Origin of the sequence: Micromonospora sp. DT15, assembly GCF_049841475.1 — a bacterium.
Lineage (GTDB): Bacteria > Actinomycetota > Actinomycetes > Mycobacteriales > Micromonosporaceae > Micromonospora.
On sequence record NZ_JBNCKJ010000008.1, the window covers coordinates 323,929 to 344,162 of the forward strand.

General features: G+C 72.0%; 19 protein-coding genes. 14 read left to right on the forward strand and 5 right to left on the reverse strand.

Going from position 1 to position 20,234, the window contains the following annotated elements; genetic code table 11:
• Positions 1-83: 83 nt before the first annotated feature.
• Positions 84-2,048, reverse strand: coding sequence for an acetate--CoA ligase (acs, locus tag ACLQ3F_RS19995; RefSeq protein ID WP_393218148.1), 1,965 nt, complete (start codon positions 2,046-2,048; stop codon positions 84-86).
• Positions 2,049-2,393: 345 nt separating this feature from the next.
• On the opposite strand from acs, the gene ACLQ3F_RS20000 reads away from it, so the two are divergent.
• Positions 2,394-3,140 (forward strand): oxidoreductase, encoded by a 747-nt coding sequence (locus ACLQ3F_RS20000; protein ID WP_425850685.1) that lies wholly within the window; start codon positions 2,394-2,396, stop codon positions 3,138-3,140.
• An 18-nt stretch (positions 3,141-3,158) separates the two neighbouring features.
• On the opposite strand, the gene ACLQ3F_RS20005 is transcribed toward ACLQ3F_RS20000, so the two are convergent.
• Complete coding sequence (locus ACLQ3F_RS20005) at positions 3,159-3,962, reverse strand: HAD family hydrolase (protein ID WP_357201880.1); 804 nt, start codon at positions 3,960-3,962, stop codon at positions 3,159-3,161.
• Between the two features lie 479 nt (positions 3,963-4,441).
• On the opposite strand from ACLQ3F_RS20005, the gene ACLQ3F_RS20010 reads away from it, so the two are divergent.
• The 10 genes from ACLQ3F_RS20010 (at position 4,442) to ACLQ3F_RS20055 (ending at position 12,795) form a co-directional block, all read left to right on the forward strand.
• Entirely contained in the window at positions 4,442-5,632 is a 1,191-nt protein-coding gene (locus tag ACLQ3F_RS20010) for a serine hydrolase domain-containing protein (RefSeq protein WP_425850687.1), read from the forward strand.
• Positions 5,633-5,741: 109 nt separating this feature from the next.
• On the forward strand, positions 5,742-6,296 hold the full coding sequence (locus ACLQ3F_RS20015) for an RNA polymerase sigma factor (protein WP_425850689.1): 555 nt from the start codon (positions 5,742-5,744) through the stop codon (positions 6,294-6,296).
• Complete coding sequence (locus ACLQ3F_RS20020; protein ID WP_425850692.1) at positions 6,296-7,306, forward strand: CU044_5270 family protein; 1,011 nt, start codon at positions 6,296-6,298, stop codon at positions 7,304-7,306. The genes ACLQ3F_RS20015 and ACLQ3F_RS20020 overlap by 1 nt, the downstream gene beginning before the upstream one ends.
• 219 nt (positions 7,307-7,525) lie before the next feature.
• Positions 7,526-8,629 (forward strand): septum site-determining protein Ssd, encoded by a 1,104-nt coding sequence (gene ssd, locus ACLQ3F_RS20025; RefSeq protein WP_357223739.1) that lies wholly within the window; start codon positions 7,526-7,528, stop codon positions 8,627-8,629.
• Positions 8,626-9,837 (forward strand): TadA family conjugal transfer-associated ATPase, encoded by a 1,212-nt coding sequence (locus tag ACLQ3F_RS20030; protein WP_425850695.1) that lies wholly within the window; start codon positions 8,626-8,628, stop codon positions 9,835-9,837. The genes ssd and ACLQ3F_RS20030 overlap by 4 nt, the downstream gene beginning before the upstream one ends.
• Positions 9,834-11,132 carry a hypothetical protein gene (locus ACLQ3F_RS20035; RefSeq protein ID WP_425850698.1) on the forward strand — a complete coding sequence of 433 codons (1,299 nt, stop codon included), beginning with the start codon at positions 9,834-9,836 and terminating at the stop codon, positions 11,130-11,132. The genes ACLQ3F_RS20030 and ACLQ3F_RS20035 overlap by 4 nt, the downstream gene beginning before the upstream one ends.
• The gene (locus ACLQ3F_RS20040) at positions 11,129-11,749 is read left to right on the forward strand and encodes a type II secretion system F family protein (RefSeq protein ID WP_425850700.1); all 621 of its coding nucleotides are present in this window, start codon (positions 11,129-11,131) and stop codon (positions 11,747-11,749) included. Before ACLQ3F_RS20035 ends, ACLQ3F_RS20040 begins: the two co-directional genes overlap by 4 nt.
• 22 nt (positions 11,750-11,771) lie before the next feature.
• A complete protein-coding gene (locus ACLQ3F_RS20045; RefSeq protein WP_081883916.1) occupies positions 11,772-11,939 on the forward strand; it encodes a DUF4244 domain-containing protein in 168 nt (55 codons plus the stop codon).
• A gap of 125 nt (positions 11,940-12,064) precedes the next feature.
• Positions 12,065-12,382: a TadE family type IV pilus minor pilin gene (locus tag ACLQ3F_RS20050; protein ID WP_425850755.1), complete on the forward strand. Its 318-nt coding sequence runs from the start codon at positions 12,065-12,067 to the stop codon at positions 12,380-12,382.
• On the forward strand, positions 12,382-12,795 hold the full coding sequence (locus ACLQ3F_RS20055; RefSeq protein WP_425850703.1) for an Rv3654c family TadE-like protein: 414 nt from the start codon (positions 12,382-12,384) through the stop codon (positions 12,793-12,795). The genes ACLQ3F_RS20050 and ACLQ3F_RS20055 overlap by 1 nt, the downstream gene beginning before the upstream one ends.
• Positions 12,796-13,133: 338 nt before the next feature.
• On the opposite strand, the gene ACLQ3F_RS20060 is transcribed toward ACLQ3F_RS20055, so the two are convergent.
• From ACLQ3F_RS20060 to ACLQ3F_RS20070, 3 genes are all read right to left on the reverse strand, one after another.
• The gene (locus tag ACLQ3F_RS20060; protein ID WP_238668797.1) at positions 13,134-13,712 is read right to left on the reverse strand and encodes a hypothetical protein; all 579 of its coding nucleotides are present in this window, start codon (positions 13,710-13,712) and stop codon (positions 13,134-13,136) included.
• 163 nt (positions 13,713-13,875) lie between these two features.
• A complete protein-coding gene (locus ACLQ3F_RS20065; RefSeq protein ID WP_357198402.1) occupies positions 13,876-14,085 on the reverse strand; it encodes a hypothetical protein in 210 nt (69 codons plus the stop codon).
• Between the two features lie 98 nt (positions 14,086-14,183).
• Positions 14,184-16,613: a DEAD/DEAH box helicase gene (locus ACLQ3F_RS20070; protein WP_425850706.1), complete on the reverse strand. Its 2,430-nt coding sequence runs from the start codon at positions 16,611-16,613 to the stop codon at positions 14,184-14,186.
• A gap of 131 nt (positions 16,614-16,744) precedes the next feature.
• Between ACLQ3F_RS20070 and ACLQ3F_RS20075 the strand changes: the two genes are divergently transcribed.
• The 3 genes from ACLQ3F_RS20075 (at position 16,745) to ACLQ3F_RS20085 (ending at position 20,212) form a co-directional block, all read left to right on the forward strand.
• The gene (locus ACLQ3F_RS20075) at positions 16,745-17,101 is read left to right on the forward strand and encodes an STAS domain-containing protein (protein ID WP_355004901.1); all 357 of its coding nucleotides are present in this window, start codon (positions 16,745-16,747) and stop codon (positions 17,099-17,101) included.
• Positions 17,098-17,535: an ATP-binding protein gene (locus tag ACLQ3F_RS20080; protein WP_030334228.1), complete on the forward strand. Its 438-nt coding sequence runs from the start codon at positions 17,098-17,100 to the stop codon at positions 17,533-17,535. The genes ACLQ3F_RS20075 and ACLQ3F_RS20080 overlap by 4 nt, the downstream gene beginning before the upstream one ends.
• Positions 17,536-17,851: 316 nt before the next feature.
• Positions 17,852-20,212 carry a sodium-translocating pyrophosphatase gene (locus tag ACLQ3F_RS20085; RefSeq protein ID WP_357198396.1) on the forward strand — a complete coding sequence of 787 codons (2,361 nt, stop codon included), beginning with the start codon at positions 17,852-17,854 and terminating at the stop codon, positions 20,210-20,212.
• The last annotated feature ends 22 nt before the right edge of the window (positions 20,213-20,234 follow it).

A 20,234-nucleotide genomic window follows, 5' to 3' on the forward strand; every position in this document is an offset into this window, starting at 1 on the left:
GGGCGGCGCGGACCGCATCCGTAAGACATGGCAGAGGGTGGCGGCCCGAACGGACCGCCACCCTCCAATGAGTACGCCTACCGTCAGTCCTCGTCGGACTTCGTACCGCTCATCCCCGAGGAGATCAGGTCCATCACCGAGGAGTCCTGCAACGTCGTCACGTCGCCCAGCGAGCGGTTCTCCGCCACGTCCCGCAGCAACCGTCGCATGATCTTGCCGGAGCGGGTCTTCGGCAGCTCCGGCACCAGCATGATCTGCCGCGGCTTGGCGATCGGGCCGAGCGTCTTCGACACGTGGTTGCGCAGGTCGGCGATGAGCTGCTCACCCGCCTCGCCGGCGATGTCGGTGCTGCCCCGCGGGATGGCGAACGCGACGATCGCCTGACCGGTGGTCGGGTCGGTCGCGCCGACGACCGCCGCCTCGGCCACCGACGGGTGCGACACCAACGCCGACTCCACCTCGGTCGTCGAGATGTTGTGCCCGGACACCAACATCACGTCGTCCACCCGGCCGAGCAGCCAGATGTGCCCGTCGTCGTCCTTCTTCGCACCGTCGCCGGCGAAGTACATGCCCTGGAAACGCGACCAGTACGTGTCGATGAACCGGTCGTCGTCACCCCAGATGGTGCGCAGCATCGACGGCCACGGCTCGCGCAGCACCAGGTAGCCGCCACCACCGTTCGGCACCGACTGGCCCTGGTCGTCCACCACGTCGGCCACGATGCCCGGCAGCGGCGTCATCGCCGAGCCCGGCTTGGCCGCGGTCACCCCCGGCAACGGCGAGATCATGATGGCGCCCGTCTCGGTCTGCCACCAGGTGTCCACCACCGGCAGCTCGCCCCGGCCGATGTGCTCCCGGTACCACATCCACGCCTCCGGGTTGATCGGCTCGCCGACGCTGCCCAACAGGCGCAGCGACGACAGGTCGAAGCCCGCCGGGAGGTCGTCGCCCCACTTCATCATCGTCCGGATCAGGGTGGGAGCGGTGTAGAGGATGCTCACCCCGTACTTGTCGACGATCTCCCAGAACCGGCCCTTGTGCGGCGTGTCCGGGGTCCCCTCGTACATCACCTGGGTGGCGCCGTTGGAGAGCGGGCCGTACACGATGTAGGAGTGCCCGGTGACCCAGCCGATGTCGGCCGTGCACCAGTAGACGTCCGTCTCCGGCTTCAGGTCGAACACCGCGTGCGTGGTGTACGACGCCTGGGTGAGGTAGCCGCCGGTGGTGTGCAGGATGCCCTTCGGGCGGGCCGTGGTGCCACTTGTGTAGAGGATGAACAGCGGGTGCTCGGCGTCGAACGGCTGCGCGGTGTGCTCGGCCGACGCGGTCTCCACCGTCTCGTGCCACCAGTGGTCCTTCTCGGTCCAGGCCACGTCCTCGCCGGTGCGGCGGACCACGAGCACGTGCTCCACCGACGGGGAGTTCGCCACTGCCTCGTCCACAGTGGGCTTCAATGCCGACGGCTTGCCCCGCCGGTAACCACCGTCCGCGGTGATCACCACCTTGGCGCTGGCGTCCTGGATCCGGTTGCTCAACGAGTCGGCCGAGAAGCCACCGAAGACCACACTGTGCGCGGCGCCGATCCGGGCGCACGCCAACATCGCCACCGCCGCCTCCGGGATCATCGGCAGGTAGATCGCCACCCGGTCGCCGGCTGTCACCCCCAGGTCGGTGAGCGCGTTCGCCGCCCGGCAGGTCAGCTCGTGCAGGTCCGCGTACGTGATGGTGCGGGTGTCTCCCGGCTCGCCCTCCCAGTGGATCGCGACCTTGTCGCCCCGGCCCGCCTCGACGTGCCGGTCCAGGCAGTTGTACGCGACGTTGAGCTGCCCACCCACGAACCACTTGGCGAACGGCGGGTTCGACCAGTCGAGCACCTCATCCCACTTCTTCGACCAGGCCAGCCGATCGGCCTGCTTCGCCCAGAAGGCCAGCCGGTCGGCCTCAGCCTCGGCGTACGCGTCGATGGTGACGTTGGCGTGCGCGGCGAGTTCGGCCGGCGGGGGGAACTGGCGCGTCTCGTTCAGCAGATTGGCCAATGCCTCGCTCATGCCGTGACTCCTCATCCTCGGGGTGACCTGGGTCTCGATGGCACGAGGGTAGTCGCGGGGCCTGCGACCGGCCACGGCTGCCCACTGCCTCGCGCCGAGCGGCCCCCGGGGCGCGCCCGGCGGCCCGTCCCCGGCCGTGCGGCCCGGCAAGGGCGCCGTGGGTGGGCGCGGCGCGAAGCGCCTTGATCAACACGGGTTCTTTGAAAACGCGCTGTCTGGGCCTGGCGGACACCCCGGATTCATGGAACGCGTGGTGCCCCCACGCGCCGCGCCGGGAGGGTGGTCCCTGTCGCGTTGGAGGCGGGTGCGGCCCGCCGCGCCGGGCCGGGTCGTTAGCGTGGCGGGGTGACCACCGACCCGCTCGCCCCGTTGCTCGCGCTCGCCGACATCGCCGCCGCCGTCGATCAGGCCCGCGCGCGTTTCGACCAGGCGCTCGGGCACCGGGCGCTGCGCCGGCACGGCGGACAGGTCGCCGCCGAGGTCAGCCTGCGCTCCGCTGTCGCCAGCGCGGCCCTCGAGGGGGCCGGGCACGAGCGTGAGGCGGTCCGGGCCGGCACCGTCACCGACCCGGTGCTCCAGGGGGCGCTGCGGGTCGCCGGAGCGCTGCCGGGCCTGAGCGAGCTGTGGCCGAAGGCGCCCCGCCAGGCGCTCGCGAAACTGCACGTGCTCGCCGCACGGGACCTGGTGACGGAGGCCGAGCTGGGCCGCCCGGTCGCCGACCCGGTGGTCGCCACCCGACTGGACGGGCTGGCCGGCCTCGTCGCCGGCGGCACGAAGGTCTCCCCGTTGGTGCTCGCCGCTGTCGTACACGGGGAGTTGTTGAACCTGCGCCCGTTCGCCGGGCCGTCCGGCGTGGTGGCCCGGGGAGCGGCCCGACTGGTGCTGCTCGCCAGTGGCCTCGACCCGCGTGGCCTGCTCGCCGTCGACGTCGGGCACCGCGAGCGGGAGCCCGAGTACGTCGGCGCGGCTGGTGCCTTCGCCACCGGCACCCCCGACGGGCTGCGCTCCTGGCTACGGCACTACATGGCCGCCGTCGAGGTCGCCGCCGACCAGCTCACCGCCATCGGAGACGAGATCCTCGCCGCCGCCTGAGCAGTTGGACGGGTGGTGTCAGGCGGTGGTGGCGGCTCGGGTTCGGCGGTGGCGGCCATACCAGGCGATGCCGATGGCCACACCCACCCCGACCCCCAGAGCCGCCGCGGCCACCGGGACAGCGGGCCGTTCCCGCCACCGCCGGCCCAGCGGGATCGGATGGCGGAACTCCAGCACCGGCCACGCGTTCTCCGAGGCCAGCTTGCGCAGCTGCCGGTCCGGGTTGACCACACTCGGGTGGCCCACGCACTCCAACAACGGGCGATCGCTGTACGAGTCGGAATAGGCGTACGAATCAGCCAGGTCGTAGTCCCGGGCGGCGGCCAACTCGGTGACCGCCTCGACCTTGCTCGGCCCCGCCGCGTAGAACTCGACCTCGCCGCTGTACCGGCCGTCCTCCACCGTCATCCGGGTCGCGATCACGTCGGTGACGCCGAGCAGCTCACCGATCGGCCGGACCATCTCCTCGCCGGACGCCGACACCAGCACCACGTCCCGCCCAGCCGCCTGGTGCTCCACGATCAGGGCGGCGGCCTCGGCGTACACGTAGGGGTTGATCAGCTCGTGCAGCGTCTCCGCGACGATCTGGCGGACCTGCTCCACCTGCCAGCCCTTGCAGAGCGCAGCCAGGTAGTCCCGTGTTCGGGCCATGGTCTGCTCGTCGGTGCCGCCCAGCCGGAACATCAGCTGCGCGTACGCCGACTTGACCACGTCCCGCCGGGTGATCAGCCCATCCCGGTAGAACGGCCGACCGAACGCCAGGGCGCTCGACTTGGCGATGACGGTCTTGTCCAGATCGAAGAAAGCGGCACTTCGGCCCACGGCGCGAAAGTCTAGCCGGATGGTCTATCGTCGGCGGGTGCCCGGGGTCATGCCACCCCTCAGACCTGCGGGCTCTCCGCTCCGCGTGATCACGCTCACACTCTGCGAGGAGATTTTCGCAGTGAGTGGAGGCAGCACCACTCGACGTGACGGGCCCGCTCAGGCAGACTTGTCCGTACGACGAGCTTTCACATCCCCGAAACAGGCAGACCCTCAGCGGTTGCACCCCCCGTGACCGCTGAGTGGTTCGGCTCGACCCCCCCGGAGCCGAACCTCCGACGACCCCCGTCTCCCCCCGACGGGGGTCGTCCCTTTCTGCTGGAAGCGCTCCACCCGACACCACTCGGCACCATGAGGCTCGCTCGTGCCCTGGAAGCGGGGCCTGCTGCTCGGTCGGGCCTCCACCCCCGCGTCGTCACGGGCCGTGCGACCGCCGTCTGGCGTGTAATTTCCCAGCGGGACGAGCTGAGGAGGAACGCGTGGCTGCTGGTGGCTTCTCGTCGAAACGGCTGGCCCGGGTGCGGGGGTTTCTTGAGCACCACGTCGAGTCCCGCTTCGTCCCGGGCATGGTGGTCGTCCTCGCCCGGCACGGTGAGGTGCACATCGAAGCGACGGGTCAGCTCGCGTTCGAGGGTCCCGGGTCGCAGACGCCGATGGCGGCCGACACGATCTGTCGCCTGGGCTCGATGTCGAAGCCGATCGTCGCCGCGTGTGCGATGACCCTCGTCGAGGACTGCACGCTCCGCCTCGACGACCCGGTCGACGATCTTCTCCCGGAGTTGGCGGGCATGACAGTGCTCGTCGATCCCCACGGTCCGCTGGACGACACCGTCCCGGCGGAACGCCCGATAACGCTGCGGGACGTCCTGGACGGCACCCTTGGCACCGGCATGGTCCCTGCCGAGCCGGGCACGGTGCCGATCGCCGACGCGTTGGACGCACTCGAATATCAGTCGCCGGACGCGTGGATCCGCCAGCTCGGTGACCTTCCGCTCGTCCACCAGCCGGGTGAGCGCTGGATGTACGACACCGCCGCCAACGTGACCGGCGTGCTCATCGCCCGGGCCACCGGCATGTCCTTCGGGGATGCGATCCGTGCGCGGGTCTGCAAGCCACTGGGGATGGTCGACACCGCCTTCAACGTGGGTAGCGAGAGCATCGGCCGGTTCGCTACGGCGTACGAGCAGGACAACGCCGCCACCGGCGAGCCGGTTGTCGAGGACGGTCCCGACGGGCGGTTCAGTCGACCGCGCCTGTTCGAGTCCGGTGGCGGCGGGCTCGTCTCGACCGCCAGGGACTACCTCGCCTTCGCCTCGGCGCTGCTTGCCGGAGGTGTCCACGGCGGCGAGCGGGTGCTGTCGCGGCCTGCGGTGACGCTGATGACGAGCGACCACCTGACCGCGACCCAGAAGGCCGTCTCCGGGTTCTGGCCCGGCTACTTCGACGCCATCGGCTGGGGTTTTGGAATGTCGGTCCGGACCCGCCGCACACACCTCGGGCCCTCGGTCGGCAGCTACGGATGGCCTGGCTTCTACGGCACGGCCTGGTACAACGACCCCGCCGAGGACCTGACGGCGATCGTGTTCATGCAGCGGGCACACGCGGGCGACCAGCGGCTGCCGATGTGGCACGACTTCTGGACCACCGCCTACCAGGCGATCGACGACTGACCGCGTCCTTCGTCACCGGTGGGCGGCACTCGCCCCAGGCGGCGCGGTAATCCCTGGGCCCTCAGCGACACAAGCCATTGTGAGAGTCGCCGAGGCAATGGGGGTTCGGGTGGGTCCACCGAAGAAGCGGGACGAGGGCTGGTTCACCAGTCTCTACGCCGCCGAGTACGAGCACATAGTTCGGTACGGCCTGCGTCGGCTCGCTGACCGGGATGCCTCGGCGGAGCTTGCCCAGGAGGTCTTCGTCGTCGCCTGGCGTCGTCGCGCCGAGGTGCCGGAGCGCAGCCTGCCCTGGCTGTACGGGGTGGCCCGACGCCTTCTGGCGAACCAGTGGCGGTCGCGACGCGGCGCACCTGACCTCCTCCCGATCACCGATGTCGACCTTGAGCGACTGGCCGGATCGTCGGGTGCCGACACGAACGTCGGGGTCGCCGACATCTGGACCGCGCTGGCCGACCTCAACGATCTCGACCAGGAGATTCTCCGGCTGGTCGGCTGGGAGGAGCTGACGGTGGCCGAGGCGGCCAAGGTTCTCGGTTGCACGGGGGCGACCGCCGCAGTGCGCCTGCATCGCGCCCGCCGTCGCCTTGCCGAAGCGATGTCGGCCCGGCCTGCGCAGACCGGGCGTCGACCGGTGTTGGCGACCCTTCGAGAGGATCTGTGATGTTCGGAGCAGAGCGAACCCGTACTCTTCTCGGCCCGGCCGACCCGGCCCGCAACGCCGCCGTCGGGCCACCGCCGGTCTCGGCGCGCGAGCTCATCGACCGCGCCAGCGCTACCGAGACGGTCGCCGGGCGTCGTCGCGTACACCCGACCCGCCGGCTGGTCCTGACGGCCGGGACGCTGGCGGTCGCGGCCGGTGCCGTGGCGGTGCTCCAGCCGCTCGGCAGGCGCGCACCGGAGGCCCCGGGCGGGCCTGGAAACGCGGCGGGGTTGGTGCTCGTGCCGGTCGCGTACCAGTTCGACGCGGATCCGCCGGCCGCCGGCCCGCAGCTGCGCATGCTGGCCGACAAGATCAAAGATGCGGCGTACGACCACCAGCGCGGCCGCTACATGTATCACCACACGAAGGTGTGGGGCGATCCGGTGATGACCTCCGCCGACGGTCGCCACCATGTCGCCTTCGCCGGGGCCTCCAAGGTCTGGCAGGCCGCAGACGGGACCGGCAGTCAGATCAACACCCAGTTGGAGCCGCAGTACCCCGACCAGGAGTCCCGGGACTACTGGCAGCGAGCCTTCGATTCGCGTCCGGCGGTCGAGGGCACCCCTGCTCCGACCATGATCCCGCTGCCGCCGCAGGAACTCAGGCCGCCGTCGGCCGTCCCGACCGAGCTACGGGAGCTGCTGAAGGTCGAATACGGCGCAGGGGCGGCGAGCAAGCAGGTCAGCGCACTCTACGGCCGGTACGTCGTGCCGCGTGCGACCCGAGCGGCGGTCCTGCGGGTCCTCGCCGACGTGCCCGGCTTCCGCTGGCGGGGGCAGGTCACGGACCGTGCCGGTCGGACCGGGGTCGCCGTCACCTTCGACGACCGCGAACACGACGCGCAATCTCTTCTGGTCTTCGATCCGACGACGGGCGAACTGCTCGCCGATGAGCGGTTGACGCTGTCGCCGGTGCGGATCAGCTCGTACCAGGTGATCCTCGATGCCGGCTGGACCGACCGGGTCGGCTGACCGCGACCTGCGGGGCCGCTCTTTCCGGGAGCGGCCTCGCTGTTTTCCCCGTAGCGCCCGTAGCTGCGGCGATGCCCGCGCCCGTAGCAGATCAACTGTCTCGGCGGCGGTTTTCCACAGGCCACCAGGTTGTCCACAGGCGACGACATCGGGACGGCTCGTGGGGTGGATTCCGAGCACTGTCGGCGGCATACCAGAGCCCGACCGCTGGAGGCCGCGATGCCACCCCGTACCACGGTTCCGCCGATCCGCCGGCTCCCGCTGGTCGTCACCGGCGACGACGACCTGCTCGACGATGTGCTCCGGCTCGCCGCCGTCGGCGGCACGGAGGTGGAACTCGCCCGCGACCCAGCGGCTGCCCGCACCCGATGGCTTCCCGCGCCCCTGGTGCTGCTCGGCGCCGACCAGGCGCAGGCCTGCCTGCGCGCCCGGTTGCCGCAGCGCCCTCGGCTGGTGCTGCTCGGCCGGGCTGGTCAGCTCGACCCTGGCTGGCAGATCGCCGAGCTGATCGGGGCCGAGCATGTCGCCACGCTGCCGGCCGCAGAGCCGTGGTTGGTGGATCGGTTCGCCGAACATCATCCGGATCGTCCGGCCGGCGTCGGCGCCCGTGTCGTCGCGGTCCTCGGTGGTCGGGGTGGGGCGGGCGCGAGTGTGTTCGCCGGTGGTCTGGCGGTGACCGCTGCCCGGGCCCGGTTGCGCACCCTCCTGGTCGACGCCGACCCGCTCGGTGGTGGCCTCGACCTCGTGCTGGGCTGGGAGCAGTTGGAAGGCCTGCGCTGGCCGTCGCTCACCAGCGCAGACGGTCGGGTGGACGCCCCGGCGCTGGTGCAGGCCCTGCCCAGCCGGGGTGACCTCGTGGTGCTCTCCTGGGACCGCGGCGAGATGCTGCCGCTGCCGGTGACGGCGATGGCGGCGACAGTCGACGCGGCCCGGCGTGGGCGCGACTTCGTGGTGATCGACCTGCCCCGACAGTTGGACGATGCGGCTGTGGTGGCGCTGCAAGCCGCCGACCAGGCGTTCGTCGTCGTGCCGGCCGAGTTGCGTGCCACCGCGGCGGCCACTCGGGTGGTGGCCGCGGCCGCCCCGCACTGCGCTGCACTCTCGGTGGTGGTGCGCGGCCCCGCACCCGGGCGGTTGCGGGCGTCCGAGGTGGCACGAGCGCTGGGCCTCCCCCTGGCCGGCACGCTGCGCCCCGAGCCGGAGCTCTGCCGTCGGCTGGAACGGGGCGAGGCGCCGGCCGCCGGGGGCAAGGGCCCACTCGCCGTGCTCTGCCAACGGATCGTCACCGACCTCACCGGCGCGCCGGCTGCGGGTGCGGCGTGACCGCCGGGCCGGAGGACGGCACGCTCGCCGCCCGGGTACGGCAGCGGATCGCCGCCGCCGCCACCCCGGTCACCGCGGCGGCCATCGTCTCCGCGGTACGGGCCGAACCCGCCGCCGCAGTGCTCGGCGACACCGCCATGCTGCGGATCGCCGACCGGGTGCGCGACGACCTGGTCGGCGCCGGGCCGTTGGCGCCGCTGCTCGCCGACCCGGAGGTCACCGACGTCCTCGTCAACGGCGTCCGGGTCTGGGTCGACCGCGGGTCGGGGTTGCACCAGGTCGCCGTCCCGGTGGGCTCGGTGGAGGACGTCCGTCGATTGGCGCAGCGGCTGATCGCCAGCGCGGGGCGGCGGCTCGACGACGGCTCCCCGTACGCGGACGCGCGGCTACCTGACGGCACCCGACTGCACGCCGTGCTGCCGCCGGTGGCGACCGAAGGTCCCTACCTCTCGCTGCGGACCTTCCGGCATCGGCCGTTCACCCTCGACGAGTTGGTGCGCCAGGGGACCGTGCCGCGACCGCTGGCACCACTGCTCGCCGCAGTTGTGGCGGCCCGACTGGCGTACCTGGTGACCGGGGGCACCGGGTCGGGCAAGACGACCCTGCTCAACACCCTGCTGGGGATGGTGCCGGCCACCGAACGGATCGTGCTGGTGGAGGACGCCGCCGAGCTGCGTCCGGGGCATCCGCACGTGGTGGGGCTCCAGGCACGTACCGCCAATGTGGAGGGGACGGGCGTGGTCAGCCTGGCGGACCTGGTCCGGCAGGCGTTGCGGATGCGCCCGGACCGGCTGGTCGTCGGGGAGTGCCGGGGCGGTGAGGTGGTCGACCTGCTGGCCGCGCTCAACACCGGCCATGACGGGGGCGCGGGCACCCTGCACGCCAACACACCGTCGGACGTGCCGGCCCGGTTGGAGGCCCTCGGCATGTTGGGTGGGCTGCCTCGCGCCGCGCTGCACGCCCAGGTGGCCGCCGCGTTGCAGGTGCTGTTCCAGGTACGACGCGGCGACCGGGGTCGCGTCCTGGAGTCGGTCTGCCTGCTGCTGCCCGAGGGGCCCGAACGCATGGTGACGGTGGTGCCCGCCTGGGTGCGCGGCAGCGGGCTCGGGCTCGCCGCCCGTGCCCTCGGGGCGCTGCTGCGGGAGCGCGGGGTGGCGGTGCCACCCATCCTCAGCGAACCATGGCCCGGATCGGCGGGTCCGGCATGACCGCCGAGACGATGCTGGTTGCGGCGCTGCTCCTTGTCTCCGCTGCCCTGGTGGCGTGGCCCGTGCGGAGCATTCGGTCCCGTCGCCGTCGCGTGCTGGCACCGGAGCGGATGTCCGGCCGTGTTGATCCGGATGACGCCCTGGTGCAGTGGATCAGGGAACTCGGTCGTACGCCGGACGGGCCGGTCGACGGCACCGGAGCTGCTCCGACCACGGGTCATCCGGTCGGCATCGCGGGCGAGTCGGGTGCCACCGTGGGTGCCAACGAAAGACGGACGGCACTCGGCTGGCCCGACCGGGACGTCACCCGCAGCCCGAGGTGGCCGGGAGCGGCAGACGGGTTCACACGTCCGGAGGGGCCGACGCGCCCACCGGCCCGGCGGGATCTCCGGCGCCCGACCGGCACCGCCCGCCCGGGGGTGGCCCCCGCGATGCTCGACGCCGAACGGCAGCCGGGCGCGTCGGCGGCCACGATCACGATCGGTGTCAGCGGCGTGGACACGGCCGGTCGGAACGACGTCTCCGGCCCGGCAACCGCAGACGGGCACGGCGACCTGGACACCGGCTGTCGAGGCGGCGCGTCCGCCGAGGCGGCGTCCGACGGGTGCGCGATCGTCGATTGCCGCGCCCACGGGCGCGTCGGCGCGACCGGGAGAAGGCCGGGTACGCCTCCGTCGGTGCGCATCTCGCGATCGACGACCCGCGTGCTGCCGGTGGTCGGTCTGCTTGGCGGCGGGGTGGGTGCCGTGGTCGGCGGTCCGGTGGCTGCGGTCGCGATGGCCGGGTACGGCACGCTGGCCGTGCGCGCCGCGCTGCGTTGGCGAGTGAACCGGAGCGCCGAGCGGGACAGACGACGTGGGCTGGACCAGCTCTGCGGCCTCGCGGCGGACCTGCGGGCCGGCCTGCCCGTCCCACACGTGCTCGACGTCACGGCCGTCGGGAGTGACGGGGGGAGCCGCCTACGTCAGCTGGCCTCGGCGGCGGTGCGCTTGGCCGACGGGACCGGTGCGCCGCTGGCGGAGCTTCTGGAGCGGATCGAGGCGGACGCACGGGCGACCGACCGGGGTCTGGCCGCAGCGGCGGCCCAGGCAGCCGGTGCCCGGGCCACTGCCTGGCTACTGGCGGCCCTGCCGGTTGGCGGGATCGGGCTGGGGTACGGCATCGGCGTCGACCCCATGGCGGTGCTCCTGCACAGCACTGTCGGCGGCGCCAGCGCGGTTGTCGCGGTCGCCCTTCAGGTAGTGGGCCTCCTCTGGGCGGAACGGCTGGGCGCGGCACCGGGGCGGGCTGGATGACCGCCCAAGGCCCAGCCAGGCGGCGACCGGACGTGATCCGGCTCGTGGCGGTGCTGGCTGGGCTGGCCGTGGCCATCGTCGTCGAGGGCTGGCTCGGGTTGCTCGGCGCTATCCCTGCCGCGTTCCTGCTCGACGTCCTGATGCGGCGGATCGAGTCGCCCGCTGTGCGTCGGCGGCGGCAGCAGGAGGCCGCCGACCTACCGCTCGCCGCCGATCTGCTGGCCGCGGCGATGCGGGCGGGCGCCCCGGTGGATCGCTCGGTACTGGCCGTCGCCGAGGCACTGGACGGGCCGCTCGCCGGCCGGCTGGCCCGGGTCGGCCGCACGCTGCTGCTCGGTGGTGGCCCAGCAGAGGCATGGTCCGCGCTGGACGGAGTGCCCGGCGCGGAGCGCCTGACCGCAGCGGCGTTGCGGTCGGCAAACAGTGGTGCCGCCCTGGCCGGCGCACTGACCCGGCTCGCCGACGACCTGCGCGCCGACCGGGCCACCGCTGCCGAGGCATCGGCCCGCCGGGCGGGTGTGCTCATCGTCCTGCCGCTGGGGCTCTGCTTCCTGCCGGCCTTCATTCTCGCCGGACTCGTGCCGGTGATCGTCGCCGTTCTCGGCGACGTGCTCTGACCCATCGAGAAGGGAAACAGTCATGCGCAAACTCATCGCCCGCCTGCGCGGCGATGCCGGAATGAACACGGCCGAGTACGCCGTGGGCACCCTCGCCGCGGTCGCCTTCGCCGGGATCCTGTTGAAGGTGCTGACCTCCGGCAACGTCCAGTCGGCACTGACCGCCGTCATCGACCGGGCACTGAAGTGATCGAGCGCCGGCAGGCCGGCCGCGATCCAGGTTCGAGCGTTCCCGGGCCGGCGGCACGCGGCGGGCGGAGACTTCGCGTCCTTTCGCGGACCGTTGGCGGGGACCGGGGGTCCTTCACCGCCGAACTGGCGGCCGGCCTGCCGGCGCTGCTCCTGCTCCTGCTGGCCGGCCTGACCGCTGTCAACGCCGTCAGCGCACAGGCGGGTTGCCTGCACGCGGCCCGGGAGGCTGCGCTCGCCGCCGCCCGGGGCGCGGACGGCGGCGCGGCGGGTGACAGCGCGGCGCCGCCGGGCGCGGCGGTTTCCGTGTCCGTCGACGGCGACCGGGTGCGGGCGACGGTACGGGCACCCGTCCGGACGTTGGGCGGCCGGCTACCGCGGATCACCGTGGTCGCCACCGCAGTCGCCGCCGTCGAACCGGGCGCTCACGAGGGGAGTTGGTAGTGCGAAGGGATCAGTCACCCCGCGCCGGTCACCCACCGGCTTCCGGGGAGCACGTTGACGGCCGGCCGGACCGGCAGCGAGGTGGCGCTACGGTCCTGCTGCTGGCGATGGGGCTCGTCTTCGTGGTGTTCGGGACGTTCGGCGCCGCCATCGTCGCCGCCGGAATGGCGAGCCAGCGGGCGGCGGTAGCTGCCGACCTCGGCGCGCTGGCCGGGGCGGCGCGGGTGCTCGACGGCGACGCCGCGGCGTGCGCGTCCGCATCCGACCTCGCCGGTCGCAACGACGGCCGGCTGGTCGGCTGTCGCCTCGACGGGATGGACGTGCTGGTGACGGTCGAGGTGGCGTTCACGCCACTACCCGGCCTGACCCGGGTGGCTGCGGCGAGCGCCCGCGCCGGCCCGGTACGTGGTTGAGCCGGGTGGTTGCCCGCCTGACCGGCGGCGTCTCTGCTCACCATCGCCGCAGTGCCAGACGTAGCGCGAGGAGGGCTGGCCTGTGGCTTGCCGGATTGCCAAGGCACTCGGGACTGGTGAGCGCTACGGAGCTGAATCGTTTACGACGCCGGGCGTGATGCGTTTACGACATCAGCTCCAAAGGGGGAGCGGACCACATCCGGGGGCAGGGGGTCAGGTGCCGCGGCCCGCCGGCCGGGACTGGTTGAGGTCCAGGTCCCGGCCGGCCGCCGAGGATTGGGTGGCCGCTACGGCGACCGTGGAGGGTCGCCGCGCTGCCGTGGCCCGGGCCGGGTGTGTCAGCGGGCCTGGAGCGCGTCGAGGGCGACGGCCATCGCGATGACCAGGCGACGGTCGATCTGCGGGTTCTGCACCTCGACGACGTACTTGTCGCGCAGGCCCCACTTCTTGACCACAGTGAAGACCGGCTGACCGCCTGCGGTGAAGTCGAAGTGGTACGGCAGCCAGGACAGCGAGTCGACGAATCGACGCAGCAGTGCCACCGGCATGCTCCGCTCCTGGCCCGTCACCTGCGGCAGACCGGCCTGCTCGACGTGCCAGGTGGAGCGCAGCAGCGACTGGGCGAAGTCCTTGCGGAACAGCCCGATCGGGTTGCCGGCCGCGTCGGTGACGTCGTACGTGGCGCCGAGGTCGATGCGCTGGCGGGCCTTGAAGCCGAGCAGAGGCTGCTGCTTGGAGTCATCCGTGTAGATGGTCACCTGCTCCTTGAAGGCGAGCCGCTTCTGCTGCGCGAACGCCAGCAGCTCACCTTCGGTGCCGTCGGGGGCGACCGCCCGGACCTCGTACTGGTTGACCATCATGCGCAGTCGCTGGCGGATGTGGAACTGGTGCTGGCCCTGCAAGTTGTCGAGCTGCATGTGTACTCCTCCGGGGTTGGTGCGCCGGAGTCTCGCACAGCCCGACAACCGTCGCGTCCCTGCCGCCCTTGTTCAGCTGCTGCTGGGTAGCCGTCGAGGTCGTCGGACGACTACCCAGCACGGAGTGGTCACTGGTGCCCGGGCAGGACCACTCCGAAGGACGTCAGCGACTGTCGACGGAGTTCGCGGCCCGCAGCGCCGCGGTGTTCAGCACCTGGTGGATGCCGCGCAGCCGCTCGTTGATCTGTTCCAGCCGTTCCGCCTGGGCCAGGGCGGCCAGTGCCGACCCCAGCGCGATCTGCTGGTCGAGGGTGAGATTGTCCTGGTCGATGGTGTAGAGCAGGTCGACGGTTTCGGCGATGGTGTCGGCCACGGCTTCTCCTCGGGCACGGGGGCGGTCGGCAACATGGGCATCGATGGAAGCGCTCCCACACCATTGTGCCCCGTGCCAGGCCGATTCATGCAAGCCGCTCAGTCCGGCAGGTTCGCCAACACCACGTCGAGCACCCGGATCGCGTCCGGTTTGGAGAGGGGGTTGTTGCCGTTGCCGCATTTCGGTGACTGCACGCAGGACGGGCAACCGGCCTCACAGCCGCACTCCGCGATCGCGTCCCGGGTGGCCCGCAGCCACGCCGCCGCCGTCCCGTACGCCCGCTCGGCGAACCCGGCGCCACCCGGATGCCCGTCGTAGACGAAGACGGTCGGCGCCTCGGTGTCGGGGTGCAGGGCGGTGGAGAGCCCGCCGATGTCCCACCGGTCGCAGGTGGCCATCAGCGGCAGCAGGCCGATCGCGGCGTGTTCGGCGGCGTGCAGCGCACCCGGCACGTCGGCCGGCTGGACCCCGGCGAGGGCCAACGACTGCGGTGACAGGGTGAACCAGACCGCCACCGTGCGAAGCTCCCGGGCGGGCAGGTCCAGCGGCCGGGTGTCGATCACCTCGCCGGTGGCGATCCGCCGCCGCTGGTACGACACCACCTGACTGGTCACATCCACCTCACCGAGGAACATGCCCACCGGGCCGGCGTCCACGTAGGAGCGCACCGACACCACCGACAGGTCGGTGACGTCGCGGGCGTGAGTGGACCAGTCCGGTTCCTCGGCGCGTACCAGCGCGCAACCGTCGGCCAGGTCCAGATGGTCGACCACGTACGAGACGCCCTGGTGCAGGTAGACCGCGCCGGAATGCAGCAGAAAGTGCGACGAGCCGCCGTCGACAGTGCCGAGCAGCCGGCCGGTCGACGACTCCACCACCGCGACCGGGGCGCCGCCCTCGCCGCGCAGGTCCACCTCTGGCCGCTCGCGGTGCCGCCAGTACCAACCGGTGGGCCGCTGCCGCAGCGCCCCCGCCGCGACCAGCTCGTCGACCGCCTCCTTCGCCCCCTCGCCGAAGAGCGCCAGGTCGGCGGGTGTGAGCGGCGCCTCCACCGCGGCGCAGGCCAGCTGCGGTGCCAGCACGTACGGGTTGGCCGGGTCGAGCACCGTCGCCTCCACCGGAGCGCCGAAGATCGCCTCCGGGTGGTGCACCAGGTAGGTGTCCAGAGGGTCGTCCCGGGCCACCAGCACCGCGAGGGCCTCCTGCCCGGAACGCCCGGCGCGGCCCGCCTGCTGCCACAGCGACGCCCGGGTGCCCGGGTAGCCGCAGATCAGCACCGCGTCGAGCCCGACCAGGTCCACGCCCAGCTCCAGCGCGTTGGTGGAGGCCAGGCCGAGTAGGTCGCCGTGCAGCAGCGCCCGTTCCAGCTCGCGCCGCTCCTCCCGCAGGTAGCCGCCCCGGTAGGCGGCCACCCGGTCGCCGAGCCCTGGAACCGCGTCGTCCAGCGCTCGACGCGCGTTGGTGGCCACCACCTCGGCGCCCTTGCGGGAGCGGACGAAGGCGAGGGTGCGCACCCCCTCGGCGACCGTGTCGGCGAGCAGGTCCGCGGTCTCGCGCAGCGCCGACCGGCGGACCTGGTGGAGCTCGTCGTGTTCGCCCGTCGCCTGCGGCGGCACCGGGGTCGAGGCCGACGAGTCGGGTGGCAGCAGCGGCGGTTCCCAGAGCGCGAAGGTGACTCCGCCGCGGGGGGAGGCGTCCTCGGTGACCGCCGTCACCGGCAGCCCGGTCAGACGCCCCGCCGCGGTGGCCGGGTCACCGGACGTCGCCGAGGCGAGCACGAACACCGGGGTGGCCCCGAACCGGGCGCACTGCCGGCGCAGCCGACGCAGCACGTGCGCGACGTGCGAGCCGAACACGCCCCGGTACGTGTGGCACTCGTCGATCACCACGTACGCGAGTCGGCGCAGGAAGCCGGACCACTGGGCGTGCCCGGGCAGGATGCCGTGGTGCAGCATGTCCGGGTTGGTCAGCACGAACCGGGAGTGCCGCCGGATCCACTCCCGCTCGGTGCGCGGAGTGTCCCCGTCGTAGCAGGCGGGGCGTACCCCTTCCAGCTCCAGCGCGGAGACGGCGCGCAACTGGTCCGCGGCGAGGGCCTTGGTCGGTGCCAGGTAGAGCACCGTGGCCCGGGGGTCGGCGAGCAGGGTGGCCAGGGCGGGCAGTTGGTACGCCAGTGACTTGCCGGACGCGGTGCCGGTGGCGACGACGACGTGCTGGCCTTCGTACGCCAGGTTGGCAGCCTCGGCCTGGTGCTGCCACGGCGCGACCACGCCGCGTCGGGTGAACGCCGCGCGCAACTCCGCCGGTGCCCACGACGGCCACGGCGCGGGCACCCCGGCGCGGGCCGGCACCCGCTCGACGTGGGTGACCGGGTCGGCGGCGCCTCGGGCGCGTAGCCGGCGCAGCAGGTCGGCGGGCGCTGGCCCGGTGCCGGGAGCAGCGGATACGGTGGCCGCGGACGACGACTCCAGGTCGTGGCGCGGCGTGCCGCGCGCGGAGCTGAAGTCGTTGGAGGTCACGCCCTGCACTCTCGCACTGGTGTTCGGAGATGAAAAGTCGGACACCGGGGTAAGGGGAAGCCTCCGCTGGCGTCCGCAGGCCGCCCCGGCGGTAGTGGTTAGATGCCCACGAGAGTTTACGGCTCTGGCGAGGAGGACCGATGGAGCTGTCACTGGCGACCCGCACCGTGGGCGAGCACACGGTGCTCGAGGTCGGTGGTGAGGTGGACGTCTACACCGCGCCCCGGCTCCGTGAGCGACTCCTCGAACTGATCGACGGTGGCGCCCGTCACGTGGTGGTGGACCTCGGTCGGGTGGACTTCCTCGACTCGACCGGGCTGGGCGTGCTGGTCGGCGCGCTCAAGCGGCTCCGCTCGGCCAGCGGTTCGTTCGCGCTGGTCTGCGACAAGGAGCCGCTGCTCAAGATCTTCCGGATCACCGCGCTGGACCAGGTGTTTCCGCTGCATCCGACGGTCGACGCGGCGGTCAGCGCCGACTCGGCGGGCGCCGACGCGTGATGGCGACAGTCAAGCTCTCCTTTTCGCCCGCTCCGGTGCACGTGCGCACCGCCCGCCTGGTCGGCGTCGCCGTTGCCCGGCGGGCCGGGGTGCGGGAGGACCTGCTGGACGAGGTGCGCCTGGCCATCGGTGAGGCGTGCACCCGCGCGGTGGCCCTGCACCGGCAGTACGGCCTGGCCGACCCGGTGCTGGTCGAGATGTCCGACGGTGGCTCGTACGCCGTGCGGGTGGTGGACCGGGCGCCGATCGAGGCGGGTATCGGTCTGACCGCGCTGCCGCCGGACGAGCTGGCCAACGAGTCGCTGACCGATGAGGCGCTCACCACCGGCGTCGGCTTCGCGCTGCTCGCCGGTTTCGTCGAGGACCTCCAGGTGCGCCCGGTCGACGAGGGCATCGGCACCGAGGTGCGGATGGTGTGGCCGGTCGGCCGCTGACCAGTTCCGCTGCGTAGGCCGCGTCCCCTGCTGGGGATGCGGCCTTCTTTGCATGGATCGGGCCCTATATCAGATTTCGTTTCATAACACAGCGACGAAGATCATCGCGACACGGTGCCACCTGGGTGTGACCTCCAACACTGTGGAGGGCTACAGTACCCGGGTTGTCAGCAAGTGACCTATCCCGCAGCCAGCGGGTATGGGTGTTCATCGCTGGTCCGCTGGTGGGTTGGCGCGCGCTTGCGAGTCCGCATCCAGGCGTCGGTCAGTGCGTCTCCACTCACCGGCGCGATTGTTCGGTAACAGGAGGACACAGATGTCCGAGACCTTGGCCGCCGACGGCGGCGGGCTTTCCCTTACCGGAAGCAATGTCACCTACGTCGTCATCGCCGCGGTTGTCGCGCTGGTGGCACTTGGTTTCGCTGCCGCCCTGACGAAAACGGTGCTGGCCGCTGGTAAGGGCACCGAGAAAATGCAGGAGATCTCGGGGGCCGTCCAGGAGGGCGCCTCGGCCTACCTGCTCCGACAGTTCCGCACCCTGGCGATCTTCGTGGTCATCGCCGTCGTGCTGCTCTTCCTGCTTCCGGTGCACGACACCGACGGCAGCGAGCTCGCGGTGAAGCTCGGCCGGTCACTCTTCTTCGTGGTGGGCGCCCTGTTCAGCGCGTTCATCGGCGGTGCCGGCATGTGGCTGGCCACCAGAGCCAACCTGCGGGTGGCCGCCGCCGCGAGGGAGCGGGCAGGCGGCCGCGAGGCGGCCATGAAGATCGCGTTCCGGACCGGCGGTGTCGTCGGCTTCTTCACCGTCGGCCTCGGCCTCTTCGGTGCCGCGCTCGTCGTTCTGATCTACCGGGGTGACGCGCCGACAGTGCTGGAGGGCTTCGGCTTCGGCGCCGCACTGCTCGCGATGTTCATGCGGGTCGGTGGCGGCATCTTCACCAAGGCCGCCGACGTCGGCGCCGACCTGGTCGGCAAGGTCGAGCAGGGCATCCCCGAGGACGACCCGCGCAACGCCGCCACCATCGCCGACAACGTGGGCGACAACGTCGGTGACTGCGCCGGCATGGCCGCCGACCTGTTCGAGTCGTACGCGGTCACGCTGGTCGCCGCGCTGATCCTCGGCCGCGCCGCGTTCGGCGAGGAGGGCCTGGTCTTCCCGCTGATCATCTCCACCATCGGCGTGCTGATCGCGATCGTCGGCGTCTTCATCACCCGGCTGCGTGCGACCGACCGCAACGCCCTGACCGCGATCAACCGGGCCTTCTACCTGTCGGCTGTGCTCTCCGCGGTGCTGGTGGCTGTTGCCGCCTTCGCGTACCTGCCGGCGACGTTCGGCGAGTTCGACAGCGGGCTCACCGACGCGCCTGGCAACCCCCGGCTGGTCGCCATCGGCGCGGTCGTGATCGGCATCGTGCTGGCCGCCGCGATCCAGGCGCTGACCGGCTACTTCACCGAGACCAACCGGCGACCGGTGCAGGACATCGGCAAGAGCTCGCAGACCGGTGCCGCAACCGTCATCCTGGCCGGCATCAGCATCGGTCTGGAATCGGCGGTCTACTCGGCGCTCCTGATCGGCGCCGGCGTCTTCGGGGCGTTCCTCCTCGGCGGCAGCTCCATCACGCTGTCGCTGTTCGCGGTGGCGCTGGCCGGCACCGGCCTGCTCACCACTGTCGGCGTCATCGTCGCGATGGACACCTTCGGGCCGATCTCCGACAACGCCCAGGGCATCGCCGAGATGTCCGGTGACCTCGACGAGCACGGCGCTCGCACGCTCACCGAACTGGACGCCGTCGGCAACACCACCAAGGCGATCACCAAGGGCATCGCGATCGCCACGGCGGTCCTCGCGGCGACCGCGCTGTTCGGCTCCTACACCGACTCGCTCCGCAGCGCGTACGAGGACGCCGGCGTGGGCGACGTCGGTACGGAGATCCTCAACTCGCTGAACGTGGCGAACCCGCGCAACCTGGTCGGCCTGATCATCGGCGCGGCGGTGGTCTTCCTCTTCTCCGGGTTGGCCATCAACGCGGTGTCCCGCTCCGCCGGTGCCGTGGTGATGGAGGTCCGCCGGCAGTTCCGTGAGCTGCCCGGCATCATGGACGGCACCCAGCGCCCGGAGTACGGCAAGGTCGTCGACATCTGCACCCGGGACGCGCAGCGCGAGCTGATGACCCCCGGCCTGCTCGCCATCCTGGCGCCGATCGCTGTCGGCTTCGGCCTCGGGCCCGGCGCGCTCGCGGCGTACCTGGCCGGTGCGATCGGTGCCGGCACCCTGATGGCGGTGTTCCTGTCCAACTCCGGTGGGGCCTGGGACAACGCCAAGAAGCTGGTCGAGGACGGCGCGTACGGGGGCAAGGGCTCCGAGGCGCACTCCGCCACTGTCATCGGCGACACCGTCGGCGACCCGTTCAAGGACACCGCCGGCCCGGCGATCAACCCGCTGATCAAGGTGATGAACCTGGTCTCGCTGCTGATCGCGCCCGCCGTGGTGGCCTGGAGCGTCGGCGACGACCGCAACGTCGGCCTGCGGGTCGGCATCGCGCTGGTCGCGACGCTGATCATCGTGGCGTCGGTGGTGTTCAGCAAGCGCAAGGGCATCGCGATGTCCGACTCGGACGCCGACGGCAACACCGGCGCGGGCAGCACCGACCACCGCCCGGAGACGGTCAACGCCTGATCCAGGAACGGCCCGGGGTCCC